Origin of the sequence: Actinoallomurus acaciae (genome assembly GCF_042429965.1) — a bacterium.
Lineage (GTDB): Bacteria > Actinomycetota > Actinomycetes > Streptosporangiales > Streptosporangiaceae > Actinoallomurus > Actinoallomurus acaciae.
In genome coordinates this window covers 2345-6081 of record NZ_JBHLZP010000677.1, presented here as the reverse complement: position 1 = coordinate 6081, position 3737 = coordinate 2345, and the positions used below count along the sequence as shown (strand labels likewise).

General features: G+C 72.7%; 4 protein-coding genes. 1 reads left to right on the top strand and 3 read right to left on the bottom strand.

Features of this window, described 5'->3' with window-relative positions; translation table 11 throughout:
* Window positions 1–875: FAD-dependent oxidoreductase (locus tag ACFFNX_RS44800; protein ID WP_378212363.1), on the bottom strand; the 875-nt coding region annotated here is incomplete at its 3' end.
* A gap of 102 nt (window positions 876–977) precedes the next feature.
* Between ACFFNX_RS44800 and ACFFNX_RS44795 the strand changes: the two genes are divergently transcribed.
* A complete protein-coding gene (locus ACFFNX_RS44795; RefSeq protein WP_378212362.1) occupies window positions 978–1535 on the top strand; it encodes a TetR/AcrR family transcriptional regulator in 558 nt (185 codons plus the stop codon).
* Here ACFFNX_RS44795 and ACFFNX_RS44790 read toward each other — a convergent pair whose 3' ends face one another.
* On the bottom strand, window positions 1536–2585 hold the full coding sequence (locus ACFFNX_RS44790) for a glucose 1-dehydrogenase (protein ID WP_378212360.1): 1050 nt from the start codon (window positions 2583–2585) through the stop codon (window positions 1536–1538).
* 734 nt (window positions 2586–3319) lie between these two features.
* Window positions 3320–3737: helix-turn-helix domain-containing protein (locus ACFFNX_RS44785; RefSeq protein ID WP_378212359.1), on the bottom strand; the 418-nt coding region annotated here is incomplete at its 5' end.

Here is a 3737-nt window from a genome sequence, read left to right as displayed (position 1 = left end):
CCGCCGGCCGGTGAGTGCACGTGGGCGGCGTCGCCGGCGAGGAGGATCCGGCCGTCGCGATAGTGGTCGGCGACCCGGTGGTGGATGTGGAACCGCGAGCTCCACACCACCTCCCGTACGCGCGCCGGGTCCGTGCGCGGGCCGCGGGCGTCGAGGAGCGCCTGCACGTCGGCCGGACCGGGACGCTCGGGCGCCTCGTCGACCGTCGCGACGATCCGGTGCCGGCCGCCGGGCAGCGGCGCGACGACGACGAGCCCCTCCGTGCCGAAGAAGAGCTGGACCTCATCGCCCGGAAGGGCCCACTCCAGGCGCGTGTCGGCGAGCACGAACGTCTGTTCGTAGCTGTCCCCGGTGAAACCGATGCCGGCCTGCTCACGGACCACGCAGTGCATGCCGTCGGCGCCGACGACCAGGCCGGCGCGGATCCGCTCTCCGGCCGCGGTCGTGACGGTGGCGCCGGCGTCGTCCTGGGTGACCGCGACCACCTCGTGCGGCCGGTGCACCTGGCCGCCGAGGGCGCGCAGCCGGGCCAGCAGCGCCTGCTCGGTGACGTTCTGCGGGATCATCAGCGTGTACGGGTGCGCGGTCGGCAGCCCGTCGAAGGGCACGGTCAGCAGCACGCGGTCCCGGTCGCGGACGGTGAAGACCGGCGTGATCACCCCGCGGTCCACCAGTTCCCCGGTGACGCCCAGCCCTTCGAGGACCTCCAGCGTGCGGGCGTGCACGACGGCGGCGCGCGAGGTGTTCGCGCCTTCGGCGGCCCGGTCGAGCAGGACCACGTCGCCACCTTCCTTGGCGAGGAACGCGGCGAGCGTGAGTCCGGTGGGACCGGCACCGACGATCACGACGTCGGCGGTGGCGGGAAGCTTCGACATTTCGACCTCCTAAGAGCCAACCGTTGATGGCCAACGCTTGTTGGCATTGACTGTACGCCTCGTCCTCACGTTTGCCAACACATGTTGGCCTACACTTGTGGCATGGCCTTCACTCAGCGCTCGGAGGAGACCCGCAACGCGATCCTCACCGCCGCCCGCCGCCGCTTCGCCGACGACGGCTACGAACGCGCCACGATCCGCGCGATCGCGGCCGACGCGGGCATCGATCCGTCGATGGTCATGCGTTACTACGGCTCGAAGGACGGCCTGTTCGCCGCCGCCGTCGACATCGACCTGGAGCTGCCCGCCGTCGGCGACCTGCCGCCGGAACGGCGTGCCGAGATCCTCGTACGGCACTACCTGGCGTTGTGGGAGGGCGAGCGCTCCAGCGGCGTGCTCACCGTCCTGCTCCGCTCCGCCGTCACCAACGAGGCCGCCGCCGAGCGCATGCGCGCCATCTTCGCCACCCAGGTCCGTACGACGCTCGGCCCGCCGACGGAGGAGGGTTCGGTGCGCGCGGCACTCGTCGCCACTCAGCTGCTGGGCGTCGCCCTGTGCCGCTACATCCTCCGGCTGCCCCAGATCGTCGCCCTGGACACCGAGGCGCTCGTGGCCTCGCTCGCGCCCACCGTCGAGCGGTATCTCACCGGACCGCTGTGATCAGTTCAGGTCGACGACGACCTTGATCTCTTCCTCGCCCTGCCCGAACGCCTCCTGGGCCCGCTCCAGCGGAAGCCTGCGCGTGACCAGGCCGGACAGCCAGGCGTGGTCGGCCTCGCCCAGGGCCTGTACGGCCTGGCGGTAGTGGCGGTGGTTGGCGTTCACCGTGCCGAAGACCACGTCGTTCTGCAGCACGATGCCGCGGTTGAGCGAGCCCGCGTCGACCTCCACCGGCCGTCCCGTCGGCGACACGCCGGTGAGGCAGACCACGCCCGCCGCCGCGTTGTTGGCCATGGCGTCGAGCACCAGCCGCGGGACCCCGGTGGCCTCGATGACGATGTCCGGCTCGGCCTTCGCCGCGACCTCCGGGATCGACCCCGTGTGGTACGTCGCGCCGAGCTCGGACACCAGCTTCGGTTTGGCCCCGCGCTCCACCCGGTCCAGGACGTGGACCTCGAGGCCGCGCTGGGCGCCCAGCAGCGCGGCGAGCAGCCCGATCGGCCCGGCACCGGCGACGAGCACGGAGCGCGGCTCGAACCAGGCACGCCGCCCGATGTGCTCGATGTGCTCCCACGCCTTGGCCACGACCGTGGTCGGCTCGACCAGCATCCCGACGTCTTCCAACGACGGGTCGAGGCGTACCGCGTAGTCGGCCTCGACGGTCCACCGCTCCGAGCCGTAGCCGTGGATCTCCTTGATGCCGTGCTCGCGGTACCGGCCGTTGCGGCACATGTCGAACTCACCGTGCGCACACGCGCCGCACGGCACCGGATCGGGCCGCCGTACGACGCCGACGACCAGGTCACCGGGGTCGAACCCGCTCCCGGCGGGCGCCTCACGGACCCGGCCGAGCGACTCGTGGCCGAGGATGAGGCGTTCCTCGCCGGCCGGCGCCCAGCCGTACTGCCCGCCGGCGATCTCCCGGTCGGTGCCGCACACGCCGAGCGCGAGCCCGTCGACGAGCAGCTCGCCCTCCCCCGCCACCGGATCGGGCGCTTCCGTCACGGCGAGCGAGCCGGCCTGGCGCGGCACGATGGTCAGAGCACGCATGATGATCCCCTCCGCGCGACATCATCCCGGATCGCCGAACTTAATGCCCACGGAGTAGGGGGATGGCCGACTTGGGGCATTCGTGACACTGATCGGCGAGCGTCCCGGCGCCGGGCCGTCGCTCCTCCGCTGCCACGGGCGACTCCAGGACTCTCGCCTCTGGGCGACTCCGACCCGGCCGCGGTCATGCCGTCCGTCCTCCGGCAGGTCCGTACCGGCGCGCGGTGCTCCTCGGCCACGCGCGAGGGCGGCCCGGAGGTCGGCGCGGTGCACCGGACCCTGCCCGGTCTGTTCGAGCAGTGGGTGGGTGCTGTGGCCTTTCCTGGTTCATGCAGAATTTCACCGGCACGCACGCCCTCGGCATCCGTACGGACGGTGTCATCTGGACCGCCACCGGAAGCGGCCCTGTCGGCTTCGTCGACGCCGTGGACGTCGCGGTGGTCGCCGCCCACGCCCTGACCGGCGGCCCTGCCCCGGGCACCGACCCGGTCCTCACCGGACCGGAGGTGCGACGACATCGCCGTCCCATAGCCCATCGCCGGAGCCGATGCGCGATCGGCTCGCGGCTCGGGTGCCGCCGGAGTTCGCCGCGATGCCGGTCGGCATGGACCGTTCGCCTAGGCGGCCGAGGACCGCACCACCGACGCCGTCTGGCGCCTCTCCGGCCGCCCGCCACGTGGCTTCCGCGCGGTCGCCGCGCGAGCGATGGCATGAGGCGGATGGTGTGGCCCGGCTCACGTCCCGGCGCGGATCTCGGTGGCCGTCTGGCCGAACTCCCGTTTCAGGGCGCGGCTCAGGTGGCCGGTGTCTCGCAGGCCCCAGCGGGCGGCGATGGCCGTGGCGGTCCGGGCGGTCAGCGCCGGGTCCCGCAGGTCGCGGCGGATGCGGACCAGGCGCTCGTACCTGACCCACGCGGCGAAGGTGATGCCCCGCCGCCGGAACCGCTCGTGCAGGTAACGCGGGGAGATCGCGAACCGGCGGGCGACCGACTCGACGCACAGCCCGGGATCGCCCAGGTCGGCGAGGACGTGGGCACGGATCCGGTCGACCAGGTCGGTCGTCGCGCCCGCGCCTTCGGTCGTGATCCCGGTGGTCGTGATCCCGGTGGTCGTGATCCCGGTGGTCGTGATCCCGGTGGTCGTGATCCCGGTG